The organism is Streptococcus sp. 79 (genome assembly GCF_013277425.1).
Classification (GTDB): Bacteria; Bacillota; Bacilli; order Lactobacillales; family Streptococcaceae; genus Streptococcus; species Streptococcus pseudopneumoniae.
This window is the reverse complement of sequence record NZ_VMMW01000096.1, coordinates 1-12,397: the sequence shown is the minus strand read 5'-3', so window position 1 is coordinate 12,397 and position 12,397 is coordinate 1. Positions and strand designations below refer to the sequence as shown.

10 protein-coding genes and 1 pseudogene are annotated in these 12,397 nt (G+C 38.3%); 8 read left to right on the top strand and 3 right to left on the bottom strand.

From position 1 onward, the window contains the following. The 3 genes and pseudogenes from HT729_RS10700 to HT729_RS10690 form a co-directional block, all read right to left on the bottom strand. Positions 1-332, bottom strand: a pseudogene (locus HT729_RS10700) (transposase family protein); the annotation flags it as partial. A 349-nt stretch (positions 333-681) separates the two neighbouring features. Continuing rightward, positions 682-1,488 carry a sugar-phosphatase gene (yidA, locus tag HT729_RS10695; protein WP_023936120.1) on the bottom strand — a complete coding sequence of 269 codons (807 nt, stop codon included), beginning with the start codon at positions 1,486-1,488 and terminating at the stop codon, positions 682-684. 12 nt (positions 1,489-1,500) lie between these two features. Beyond that, positions 1,501-2,805 carry an HD domain-containing protein gene (locus HT729_RS10690; RefSeq protein WP_138703275.1) on the bottom strand — a complete coding sequence of 435 codons (1,305 nt, stop codon included), beginning with the start codon at positions 2,803-2,805 and terminating at the stop codon, positions 1,501-1,503. Between the two features lie 71 nt (positions 2,806-2,876). On the opposite strand from HT729_RS10690, the gene HT729_RS10685 reads away from it, so the two are divergent. The 8 genes from HT729_RS10685 to HT729_RS10650 all read left to right on the top strand — a co-directional run bounded on the left by HT729_RS10685 (position 2,877) and on the right by HT729_RS10650 (position 12,376). Beyond that, positions 2,877-3,254 (top strand): DUF1934 domain-containing protein, encoded by a 378-nt coding sequence (locus HT729_RS10685; protein WP_023934199.1) that lies wholly within the window; start codon positions 2,877-2,879, stop codon positions 3,252-3,254. A 100-nt stretch (positions 3,255-3,354) separates the two neighbouring features. Further along, positions 3,355-3,687 carry a putative DNA-binding protein gene (locus HT729_RS10680; protein ID WP_000402066.1) on the top strand — a complete coding sequence of 111 codons (333 nt, stop codon included), beginning with the start codon at positions 3,355-3,357 and terminating at the stop codon, positions 3,685-3,687. 11 nt (positions 3,688-3,698) lie between these two features. Continuing rightward, positions 3,699-5,270 (top strand): signal recognition particle protein, encoded by a 1,572-nt coding sequence (gene ffh / locus HT729_RS10675; RefSeq protein ID WP_172926400.1) that lies wholly within the window; start codon positions 3,699-3,701, stop codon positions 5,268-5,270. 615 nt (positions 5,271-5,885) lie between these two features. After that, on the top strand, positions 5,886-7,652 hold the full coding sequence (locus HT729_RS10670; protein ID WP_172932005.1) for a DNA methyltransferase: 1,767 nt from the start codon (positions 5,886-5,888) through the stop codon (positions 7,650-7,652). Position 7,653: 1 nt separating this feature from the next. Continuing rightward, the gene (locus tag HT729_RS10665; protein WP_054388222.1) at positions 7,654-8,358 is read left to right on the top strand and encodes an SLATT domain-containing protein; all 705 of its coding nucleotides are present in this window, start codon (positions 7,654-7,656) and stop codon (positions 8,356-8,358) included. A 31-nt stretch (positions 8,359-8,389) separates the two neighbouring features. After that, a complete protein-coding gene (locus HT729_RS10660; RefSeq protein WP_054388221.1) occupies positions 8,390-11,467 on the top strand; it encodes a DEAD/DEAH box helicase family protein in 3,078 nt (1,025 codons plus the stop codon). A gap of 13 nt (positions 11,468-11,480) precedes the next feature. After that, positions 11,481-11,933 carry a CFI-box-CTERM domain-containing protein gene (locus HT729_RS10655; RefSeq protein ID WP_023936107.1) on the top strand — a complete coding sequence of 151 codons (453 nt, stop codon included), beginning with the start codon at positions 11,481-11,483 and terminating at the stop codon, positions 11,931-11,933. A gap of 296 nt (positions 11,934-12,229) precedes the next feature. Further along, on the top strand, positions 12,230-12,376 hold the full coding sequence (locus HT729_RS10650; RefSeq protein WP_000770987.1) for a hypothetical protein: 147 nt from the start codon (positions 12,230-12,232) through the stop codon (positions 12,374-12,376). The last annotated feature ends 21 nt before the right edge of the window (positions 12,377-12,397 follow it).

Genomic DNA, 12,397 nt, shown 5'->3' with positions numbered 1-12,397 from the left:
TTACCGTGTCCTCAGAACTGAGAGGAGGTCTTGAAATCGTAACACCACTTTGAACAAGAGTTACTTCAACCCATTGACTCCGATGGGTTAAGTTGCTTTCGTGGATACCAAAATCAGCCGCAATTTGTTCATAAGTTCGATATTCTCGCACATATTGAAGTCGCCATAAGAAGGTATTCTAGGCTTAGTTTAGGTTTTCGTCCCCCTTTTGCGTGTTTACCTTGATAAGCTGTTTTCAATACAGCTAACATCTCTTCAAAAGTCGTGCGCTGAACACCAACCAGGAGCTTAAATCGTGCATCAGTTAGTTGTTTACTTGCTTCATAATTCATAGAACTATTCTACCATATTTTGTTTCGCAGGAAGTCTATTATCAAAAGGTGTTGATATATGGGCTGTTTCAAGATTACTAAGGCATAAAGATATACAACAAATTATTCAAACTTACGGACATACTCTAAAAGAGGGTTATTGATAAATAGTATAGGAAGAGCCTTAAAATAAGGTTTTTTCTATTTATCGATTCCAGCAGGGGGTATGTAATTAGATACTATAGTAGATTGAAACTAGAATAGTGTATCTGGACTTCTAAAACATTACTAGAAATTGATTTGTCCTATTCCTATTTCATTTTACTATAAAAACCGCTCAACTGAGCGGTTTTCGTCTATTCATATCCTCTTACAGTACCCATGTTCGGATGGCATGGGCAACGCCGGATTCGTCATTTGTTTTAGTGATGTATTTGGCGATTTTTTTGATTTCTTGATTTCCATTTTCCATGACAACGGGGTTCCCAACGACTTCCAGCATGGCACGGTCATTTTCTTCGTCACCGATAGCCATGGTTTGATCTTTGTTCAATCCGAGTTTTTCAGCTAAGTGAGTAATAGCTGACCCCTTGTCTATATTCTTTTTAAGGAGTTCGAGGTAGAAAGGAGCAGACTTGTTGATAGAGTAGCGTTCGTAAAATTCTGCTGGGATTTTTTCAATCGCAGCATCGAGAATCTCAGGCTCATCGATGAACATACACTTGACGATTTCCTTGTCAGACATTTCTTCAGGTGTGCGGTAGAAGATAGGCATGTTGACGAGGGTTGATTCGTGCACAGTGTATGTTCCGATATTGCGATTGGCAGTATAGATACCGTCCTTAGTAATAGCATGCATGTGGACACCGAGCTTACGACTGAGAAATTCCATATCCAGATAATCCTCATAAGTCAAGGATTCGCTGATAATCTCATGCCCTGTAGCAGTTTCTTGGACAAGGGCACCATTGAAGGTCACAACATAGTCACCCTCGTCTCTCAACTGCAAGTCGTCCAGAAGTTTGGCAACACCTGCGATAGGGCGGCCAGTTGCAATGACGACTTTGACACCAGCTTCTTTGGCATCTTGGATGGCAGAAAAGACTTCAGGAGTAATCTCCTTTTGACTGTTGACTAGGGTTCCGTCAATATCGACAGCGATTAGTTTAATACTCATAAAATTCCTCTTCTAGTTTTTATTTGGGGTAAAATGATCGTTCTCAATCAAGTGTAAAAATTGCTGGGTAATGCTTGCAAAGATGCTGTTTTGGTCCAACATTTCTTTTGGAAAATAAAAGCGATTATCTCCGTGGCGACTGCCAGCAAGGGATTGGACGATAGGAGACAGGCTAGAGAGTTCGGCCAGTTGACCATTTTTTTGTAAAATCTCAATCTGTGTCCGCGGATTTTCAGATTCGGGACGATAGATATCATAAGGGAGGTCGAAGTTCTTATGAATAGCAGTATAGTAGTCTGGATCAAAGCCAATGTCCTCAACCAATTTTCTCATGCTAGCGAGTTGGTCTTGGTCTTCTTGTGAAAAGGTAATGGATTTAAAGACCTTGCGGTTGACAAAGCGTTGCGACAGGTCTGCAAGAATCTTATCAGGACTGGTCATCCAGAGTTGGAAGTAGGTATTCATCACACCATCATCCAGAGCTAGATAGTCAGACAAGGTCACATTTTTTTCAAAGAAAGGTAGCAAATGGGGAGAAGTTCGTGCAAAAAAGTCCTTGTCCTCAGGATAGAGTTCCTTGGCGCGTTTGAGAAGATTCTGTAGGAGAACTTCCATAGCGCGTGTTGCGGGGTGGAAATAAACCTGCATGTACATCTGGTAACGGCTAAGGACATAGTCTTCGATGGCATGCATGCCATTGCGCTGAAAGGCAATACCGCTTTCGACAGGACGAATGACTCGGAGGATGCGAGTCAGGTCAAATTCTCCATAGGATGCTCCTGTAAAATAGGAGTCGCGCAAGAGATAGTCCATGCGGTCTGCATCGATTTGGCTGGAAATGAGTTGCACAACCTGCTTGTTAGGATAGGTATGGTCGATGACACTGGCTATCTTTTCTGGAAAATCGGGCGCTACTTGTAGTAGGACTTGGTGGATCTCCGTCTCAGGACTTTGAATAATCTCCTGAGTAATGGCTTCATGGTCTGTATCAAAGAGATGTTCAAAAGTATGGGAGTAGGCACCATGCCCAAGGTCATGTAGGAGGGCCGCGGTCATGGTCAAGAGAGACTCGGCAGGATTCCATTCTTCAGGATATTTTTCTTCAAAAATCTCCGTGATGCGACGAGCAATCTCATAGACTCCAAGACAATGGGAGAAGCGACTGTGTTCTCCACCGTGGAAGGTATAACTGGAAGTTCCCAGTTGCTTAATACGGCGCAAACGTTGAAATTCTTTTGTATTGATCAAGTCATAGATGATTTGATTATTGACATGGATGTAGTTGTGAACTGGGTCACGGAATACTTTTTCGTTCATATGACCATTATAGCAAAAAGCTAGAGTTTTTGGTAAAATAGTAGGACAAGAGACAAGAAAGAGGACCTGATGTGAAGATTCGGATGCGAAATACGATTCAGTTTGATGAGCAGTTGGAAGTGATTGACCAGCTTTATGACGTGGAAGTGCATAAAAAAGGAGATTATAGCTACCTGCTTTTCTATAATGAGGAAAAGGAAAAAGTAGTTATTAAATTTCATGGTCAAGAACTGGTGATGAGTCGTTTTTCCAATCCCAAGACCATTATGCGCTTTTTAAAGGATAGTGATAGTTTAGCCTATATTCCTACACCTATGGGCATGCAGGAGTTTATCATCCAAACGAGCCATTATCAAGTTGATAGACAAAAGATTGAACTAGATTATCAACTACAAAATCAAGAGGGACATCCCTTTGCTAGCTATCAATTGGAAATTACTTGGGGCTAGGCTCTTATTTTTTTCAAATTTTTTCAAATTTTGCTAGCTATCTTCTTGTATTGACTTCCTAGTGTGGTAGATTAGGCTAATTTTTGGTATAATAAAAGTTATGGAAATTGAAAAAACCAATCGTATGAATGCGCTCTTTGAATTTTATGCGGCGCTTTTGACAGATAAGCAAATGAATTATATCGAGCTCTACTACGCTGATGATTACAGCCTTGCTGAGATTGCCGAGGAGTTTGGTGTCAGTCGTCAGGCTGTCTATGATAATATCAAGCGGACAGAAAAGATTCTGGAAGATTATGAGATGAAATTGCACATGTACTCGGACTACATTGTCCGCAGTCAGATTTTTGATCAGATTTTGGAGCGCTATCCCAAGGATGACTTTCTGCAGGAGCAGATAGAAATTTTAACAAGCATTGATAATAGAGAATAAGAGGAAGAAAAATGGCATTTGAAAGTTTAACAGAACGTTTGCAGAACGTCTTTAAAAATTTACGTAAAAAAGGAAAAATCTCTGAATCTGATGTCCAAGAGGCAACCAAAGAAATTCGCTTGGCCTTGCTCGAGGCCGACGTTGCCTTGCCTGTTGTAAAGGACTTTATCAAGAAAGTTCGTGAGCGTGCAGTCGGGCATGAGGTCATTGATACCCTTAATCCTGCGCAACAGATTATTAAAATCGTTGATGAGGAACTGACAGCCGTTTTAGGTTCTGATACGGCAGAAATTATCAAGTCACCTAAGATTCCAACCATCATCATGATGGTTGGTTTACAAGGGGCTGGTAAAACAACCTTTGCTGGTAAATTGGCCAACAAACTCAAGAAAGAAGAAAATGCTCGTCCTTTGATGATTGCGGCGGATATTTACCGTCCTGCGGCTATTGACCAGTTGAAAACTCTGGGACAACAGATTGATGTGCCGGTTTTCGCTCTTGGAACAGAAGTACCAGCTGTTGAGATTGTACGTCAAGGTTTGGAGCAAGCCCAAACTAATCATAACGACTATGTCTTGATTGATACTGCGGGTCGTTTGCAGATTGATGAGCTTTTGATGAACGAGCTTCGTGACGTAAAAGCACTGGCTCAACCAAATGAAATTCTGCTCGTCGTTGATGCTATGATTGGTCAAGAAGCAGCCAATGTTGCGCGTGAGTTTAATGATCAGTTGGAAGTGACTGGGGTTATCCTTACCAAGATTGACGGCGATACTCGTGGTGGTGCGGCTCTATCTGTTCGTCACATTACCGGAAAACCAATCAAGTTCACTGGTACAGGTGAAAAGATTACGGACATTGAGACCTTCCACCCAGACCGCATGTCTAGCCGTATCCTTGGCATGGGGGATATGCTTACGTTGATTGAGAAAGCTTCTCAGGAATACGATGAGCAAAAGGCTCTTGAAATGGCTGAGAAGATGCGTGAAAACACCTTTGATTTCAATGATTTCATTGATCAGTTGGATCAGGTGCAAAACATGGGGCCGATGGAAGACTTGCTCAAGATGATTCCAGGTATGGCCAACAACCCAGCCCTTCAAAACATGAAGGTGGATGAACGCCAGATTGCTCGCAAACGTGCCATTGTGTCTTCTATGACACCTGAAGAACGTGAAAATCCAGATTTGCTAAATCCAAGCCGTCGACGTCGTATCGCAGCTGGTTCTGGGAATACATTTGTCGAAGTTAATAAATTCATTAAAGACTTTAACCAGGCTAAACAACTCATGCAGGGTGTTATGTCTGGAGATATGAACAAAATGATGAAGCAAATGGGAATCAATCCAAACAACCTTCCTAAAAATATGCCAAATATGGGAGGAATGGATATGTCTGCCCTTGAAGGAATGATGGGACAAGGCGGTATGCCTGACCTGTCAGCTCTCGGAGGAGCAGGAATGCCAGATATGAGCCAAATGTTTGGTGGCGGACTCAAAGGTAAAATCGGTGAATTTGCCATGAAACAGTCCATGAAACGCATGGCTAACAAAATGAAGAAAGCGAAGAAGAAACGCAAGTAAGACGAAGGAAGGCCGCAGAGCTTTCCTTTTTTAGAAAAATAATAAAGGTCTATTTTGAATCTGTAAAGAATAAAAAATAATAATACTCAATGAAAATCAAATAGCAAACTAGGAAGCTAGCCGCAAGCTGCTCAAAACACTGTTTTGAGGTTGTAGATAAGACTGACGAAGTCAGTCACATATATACGGTAAGGCGACGTTGATGTGGTTTGAAGAGATTTTTGAAGAGTATAAATATAAAGAAAAATCAGAAATTGAGATTAGAGAACTCTTTTGATTTCAATCCTTATTTTTGATAAAATGAAGCTGTAATGTATTAAAAATGAAGCATTACAAAGATAGGATAAGCCAACTTAATTTGTTAGAAAATTAAAATTACAAAAGCTTGACAAAGCTAAGAAAGGATACTACCATGAGCACAGCACAGCACAGCACGCAGGTGAAAACTCTGGACTTGAGAAATTAACTCTCACTTCAAAAGATGTTTTTACAGATAATATTTCAAAAATTGGTCAACTTTTTCCTGAAGTTCTGACGGAAAAGAGGGATGAATACGGCAGATTACGTCCTGCGATTGACTTTGAGAAGCTTAAACAGTTTTTATCAGAGGAAATTGTGGATGGTCGAGAATCCTATGAGTTTACTTGGGTTGGAAAGCGTGAAGCTATTGCAGAAGCTGGGCGACCAACTACTAAAACCCTAAGACCAGATCTTGATGAAAGTGTTGACTTTGAAAACAGTGAAAATGTCTTTATTACTGGAGATAATTTAGAAGTCTTGAAAATCTTACAAGAATCCTATCTAGGAAAAATCGATATGATTTATATCGATCCACCCTATAATACAGGGAAAGACTTTGTATATTCTGATAAGTTCCAAAAAACAGATGAAGAGTTGAAGGAAGAGATGGAACTTTTGGATGAAGAAGGGCGCCAGGTAGTTGGGCTTACAAAAAATGAAAAAACTTCGGCCCGTTATCACTCAGACTGGCTCAATATGATGTATCCACGCCTGCGCTTAGCAAGAAATCTCCTCAAAGATTCAGGTGTTATCTTTATCTCTATTGATGATAATGAACAAGCTAATCTGAAAGCTATTTGTGATGAGATATTTGGGGAAGAGAATTTTGTAGCAACTTTTGTTAGAAGAACTATAAATTCAGGAAAACAAGACTCAACTACCGCTTCGGTTTATCATGAATACTTATTAACGTATTCCAAAAACTTTGATAATTTGACGCTCAATAGAAGAGAAAAAAGTGAGAAGGAACGATTAAAATTATATCCTTTAGAAGACGAGTTTATAAATTCTAGAGGTAGATACTATATCTCACAATTAGACAAGGGGAGCCTTCAATACTCAGATAGTCTGAATTATCCTATAACTGCACCAGATGGGACTGAAATTTGGCCAGGTGAAGGTTTTCATGATAAAAGTAAAATATTCAGATGGTCTAAAGAAAAAGTTAAATGGGGATTAGAAAATGATTATTTAGTTTTTAAAAAACAAGGTGAACGATGGAAAGTATATGCTAAATCTTATGAATATCGTGATAATAATGATAATCCTGTAGTTCCTTCAAATCCTTATACAACGTTGGACTATATTACTAAAGAATTTTCAAATTTTAATGCAACTCCTGAACTTAATAAAGTATTTGAAAATAAGAAGTTTTTTGATTTTCCTAAACCAGTACTATTTGTAAAAGACTTGCTTAAATATTCTAGTAAGCAAGATTCTGTAATTCTCGACTTCTTCGGTGGTTCGGGTACTACGGCGGATGCAGTCATGCAACTGAATGCTGAAGATGGTGGAAATCGTAAGTTTATTCTGTGTACGTTGGATGAGGAAGTAGCAGATAAGTCTGCTGCTAAAGAAGCAGGTTATGAAACCATTGACCAAATTTCACGTGAGCGGATTCGTCGTGCTGCCGCCAAGATTCAAGAGGAGCATCCAGAGTTGGTTGACAAGCAGGACTTTGGATTTAAGGCTTACAAACTAGATTCTTCTAATTTTAAGGATGTTTCAGCTAGACCGGATCAATTTATTCAAGGAGAACTATTTGATAGTGTATCCAATATCAAGGAAGGACGTACTGGCCTTGACTTACTTTTCCAAGTTATTCTGACATGGGGAATGGAACTGTCACTAGCCATTGATTTGGATAAGGTAGCAGGAGCAGAAGTTTATGACGTAGATCAAGGTTCGCTCATGGCTTGTTTCGAAGATGAAATATCAGAAGAAGTAATCCGTCACATCGCTCAAGCACAACCACTTCGTGCCGTTTTCCGTGATAGCTCATTTGCCAATTCAGCAGATAAAATTAACGTAAGTGAAATCTTCAAAGAATTATCACCACATACAAAAGTGAAGGTGGTGTAATGTGAGCGAAATTCTAGATTTTAAAGATAGAGATATAGACTATGAGATTAATTTAAAATGCAATTCGATAGATACTGTAAGGGCAGCTAGAATTAATACAAGTAAAAGATTGTACGAGTATGCTGAAAAATGGGAATTGATCTTTTTAGCAATGAGTATAATGTCAACGGGTTTACTAGTGTATTCGCTAATAAATCCCGAAAATAAAGATAGATTAGCTTTGTCGGCTTTGTTTTCCATATATTCTTTGCTTGTCCAGAATTTTGTTGCTAAGTTGAATTATAATGAGAGAGCTCTGAAATTACACTATCATCAGTTAGAATTAGAAGACTTTTTACTTGATTTAAAATCAATTATTTTCCAAAAATCACTTAGTGATGATGAAAAAATTAATAAATACCAACAGATAATGTCAAGGTATCAAATTAGCCTACGCGGAAATGAAAATCATTCAGATTTTGATCACAAGTATGCTAAAAAGTATCAGAAGAGAAAATATGGTCAAGGCAATTCGCAATCTGACATGGAATCTAAAGTAACAGAAGAGACAATTGAAGATGGTAAGAAAAAGTGTTGCCTAAAAGATGCCTTTCTTTATATTGAGCAATTTATCAAGAGACATGATTTTAGTTGGAATAAAATCATTATTTGGTTTCAATATATATTGATTCCATTAGTTCTTATCTGGTATTTGGTTTTATCCTGAAAGTAATAAATTATAAAGAAGAAAATAAATTATGAAACTACAATTTAAAAAACAACAATTCCAGTTGGATGCGGTTAGTGCCATTGCAGATTTATTTCAAGGGCAAGCCAAACATACTGGAGTTCAGTATATGGCGGATCCAGGTCGTCTCAAGTCAGATGAGGTAGATTTGGTTTTAGATGCTTATCGAAATGCACCGATTCAATTGAGTCAAGCAAGTATACGAGAAAATGTTCATACTATGCAAACTCGCTATGGTTTGCGTCCTTCTGATAAACTATCGATTGATATGATTGCTGGACGAGAAGCTTATAATTTTTCCATAGAGATGGAGACGGGAACAGGGAAGACCTACACTTATATCCGTACAATTATGGAGTTGAATAAACGCTATGGCTGGCTTAAATTTGTCATTGTCGTTCCAAGTGTAGCCATTCGTGAAGGAGTTCTCAAATCTCTACAGATCATGTCAAGCCACTTTCAGATGGAGTATGGCAAACAACCACGCTATTTTGTCTACGATTCTTCACGTTTAGGTGATTTGGATAGTTTTGCCAATTCGTCAGACCTTCAAATTATGGTCATCAACTCTCAAGCTTTTAATGCGAAAGGGAAAGATGCGCGACGGATTCATTCTGAGCAGGAAAGTTTCCGTTGGCGTCGTCCGATTGATGTATTGGCAGCTATGAATCCGATTATGATTATTGATGAGCCTCAGTCTGTTGAAGGGAAACAGACCAAGGAAAGACTAAAAGATTTTAAGCCATTGTTTACGCTACGCTATTCGGCTACACACAAGGAAAAGCATGATATGGTTTATAGATTGGATGCCATGGATGCTTACAATCAAAAATTAGTGAAAAAGATTGCGGTTAAGGCTATTGAGCAAACTGGGACGACCGGGACACAAGGCTATCTTTATCTACAAGAAATCATTCCACAAAAAACAGGAGCACCCAAAGCAAAAATTGAGTTTGAAGTAAAAACGCAGTCAGGTGTCAAAAGGAAATTGAAGGTAGTGGAAGAACCCTTTGATTTATACGCTGAATCAGGGAATTTATCTGCTTATAAAGGAATGACCCTTAGTCACTTTGATGCAAGGGAGAACAAACTTCAAGTTGGCGTGACGCAAGAACTTCATGTTGGTGAAGTGATAGGGGAAGTGGATGAGTCGAGCATCAGAAGAATTCAAATCCGAGAAACTATAAAAAGTCATCTCGAAAAAGAAAGTAAACTGTACAATCGAAGAATTAAAGTATTATCCCTATTTTTCATCGATGAAGTGGCCAAGTATAAACAATATGATGAACATAATGATGCCTATAATGGTGAATATGCTCAGATTTTTGAAGAAGAATATCGAAATCAAGTAAACCAGTTTATCCAAACACAGGAACCAACTCCTTATCGTCGATATTTGGAGGCTAATCTTGAAGGAAATTCAGTTCATGCCGGTTACTTTTCGGTAGATAAAGTGAAGAAGTCAGATAAGACCATTTTTGTGGACTATAAATCTGCCAGTGAAAAGAAAAATAATCTTTCAAATGACATTGATGCCTATGACTTGATTATGAAGGACAAGGAGCGTTTATTGAGCTTTGAAGAGCCAGTTCGTTTCCTCTTTTCTCACTCAGCTCTAAAAGAGGGATGGGATAATCCTAATGTCTTTCAAATCTGTACGCTGAAGCAATCTTCAGCAGAGACTCGAAAACGTCAAGAAATCGGTCGTGGTATGCGTTTAGCAGTTGACCAAAACGGAATTCGTCAGGATTTTGAACTCTTAGGAAATGATGTTCATGAAATCAATAAACTGACAGTAATTGCAAATGAAAGTTATGATCAATTTGCTCGAAGTCTACAAGAAGAAATCAAAGAACTCTTAGCAGAACGTCCTGTAAAAGTGGATGTTACTCTCTTTACGAATAAAGTTCTAACGAATCAAGAAGGTCAAACAATACGAATTACCAAGGAACAAGCAGATTCGATTCATTTTGATTTGATTCGACAAGGCTATATAGACCGTGAAGGGCAATTGACTGCAGAATATTTTACTACAAAAGAAAATCATCAGTTACAACTGTCTGAAACACTAGCAGGTTATGAGGATAAGCTGGTAGAGATATTGGAGAGCGTTTATCATGCTGGACAGTATGAAATTGAAAATGCCAATAATGCGGTAATTCAATTCTCAAATGAGGTCAATCAAGAAAATATTGCCCGAAAAGAATTTTTAAATCTCTGGAAGCAAATCAATCGTAAGACGAGTTACCAAGTAGAGTTTGATGATGCGGAATTGGTAAAACATTCGGTTGACTATATCAATGAGAAATTAGTCGTTAGCAAACCAAGCTTTCATATAACTCAAGCAAGCGCTACTGAGATGAGTAAGGAAGAAGGTCTCCATCTCACAGTAGCTGAGAATGATCGTCAGCAAGAATATCTAACGGATTCGCAGATTATGACCAAATATGATTTACTAGGGGAAATTGCTGAACAGACTGGTTTAACTCGTAAATTGGTTGCGGAAATATTAAGTAAAATCTATGTCTACCAATTTGACAAGTTTAAACAAAATCCTGAAGAGTTTATTCTTAAGGTTTCAAAGCTCATTAATGAACAAAAAGCGAGTCAAATTATCAAGCATATCCAGTATAATGTGTTAAATGAAGAGTATGATATGGACTTGTTTTATGACAATCCTGAAACTGCTAACAGATCAGATGATCACTTACTTGAATCCAAAAAAGGGATTTACAATTTTGTAAAAGTTGATTCCAATACGGAGAAGACCTTTAAAGAATCTTTGGAACAATACGAGGATGTTCGTGTTTATGTGAAGCTACCAGGGAAGTTCAGTATTGCGACTCCGCTTGGGAACTATAACCCTGACTGGGCAATCGCCTTCCGTGAAGGTAGTGTCAAACATATCTATTTTGTTGCAGAAACGAAAGGCTCTATGTCTAGTCTTCAATTAAAACAAGCTGAGCAAGCAAAAATTGCCTGTGCGCGTGCTCATTTTAAAGCGTTAGCTCAAGCTGGATTGATTAGTGATCAGCACATCTATGATGTGGTTTCAAGTTACGAGGAATTATTAAATATTGTAAGATAGAGAGGTAAAAGAAATGGAATTTATTGTATATCGTAAGGGAAGAGAAGTAGCTGTTTTACAACGTAGGAGTGATGCAGAGAGATATGTGCGCTCTAAAACTGGATTTTTTGGTGAACCAGATGCTTACTATCAGATTGAACAAAGAGGTTGTTATTTGACAGAAGCAGCTGTAACTTACAAGGGATTGGCAGATGACTGTGATGAATTGATGACTTTGCGAAAATTCAGGGATTCTTATCTAGCTTTTAAAGATGGTGGTCAGGAGGAAATTGAATCCTACTATAAGATGGCTCCTCAGATTGTTGCCAAGTTAGAAGAACATTCAAATCGTGAGGAAATACTAGAGTCTATCTGGTCAGGACTTGTCTTACCTTGTGTTTCCTTGATTAAAATAGGAGAGAATCAAACTTGCCATCAATTGTATAAAACATATACACTAGAATTGTCTCAAAAAGTGGTCCAATAAAACGAGTAGAGTATAGGAAAAGAGTTCGGGTCCTCGCTAACTTGTATAGTGAAGAGACCCCCTATTCTATTTAGATCCCCAATACCAAAACAAACGTGTCAAACTAATCACTAATAGAACATACTTGGAAGATTTTGAATGGAATGAGGAAGATACAAAGGAAGACAATTTCTCTAGCTGGCTTGATGAAATGGTAGGATTGTAAGGGGGGATTTTTACCCCTTGGGTTTTAAGAGTATATATAATTAAGATAAACTAAAAAGACTAACACAAAAAAAGAAAGTAGAGAAAAGAAAATGAAGTTATTAAAGGGTTTGGGCTTTGCCTTGGTATTGTTTTACATGGTTATATTTATTGGAGTAAACTTTGTGACTGTTGGGGTTGATAATGATAAAAAAGAAGAAACAACAAAAGAGATACAAAGGTATGAATTGTTAGACTAGACTAAAATAAAAAAGCATTAT